The following is a 409-nucleotide window of genomic DNA, read 5'->3' as shown; positions in this document are numbered from 1 at the left end:
TCGTAAATGTGATGTTTTGAAAAGTTGTAGGTACTTTTGTACAAAACACCCTTTGCTATAGGAAACGTTTTGTCTACTGTAAGTAGAAGGAAGGAACTTTGAAACATGAAAAGACCCCAAAGCTTTCTTAAAAAAACGCTTTGAAGTCTTCATATCTCATGTTTTGATTTTAGGAGCTAATCCTTACAATTGATTTGATGATTTGTTCCCAGTCTTCACTATGGACTTCATGTCCCGTACGATCAAGAGCTATTAAATTAGCATGAGCAATAGCTTTTGCAAGAGCAAGTCCATGTTCGTATGGGAGTGCCGGATCTTCTGTTCCATGAATAATCAGTGTAGGTATAGTAATTTCACTCAATCTGTCATAATATTGGCCTCCTCCTTGAAGCAAAGCATGGTTAAATCT

General features: G+C 36.7%; 1 protein-coding gene. It reads right to left on the bottom strand.

Annotation, left to right across the window (positions count from 1 at the left end):
* Positions 1-169: 169 nt before the first annotated feature.
* On the bottom strand, positions 170-409 hold a 240-nt coding region (locus AB4Y94_RS17825; protein ID WP_441729354.1), incomplete at its 5' end, for an alpha/beta fold hydrolase.

The organism is Glaciibacter sp. 2TAF33 (assembly GCF_052114945.1).
Classification (GTDB): Bacteria; Actinomycetota; Actinomycetes; order Actinomycetales; family Microbacteriaceae; genus Cryobacterium.
This window is presented reverse-complemented; position numbering and strand designations above follow the sequence as displayed.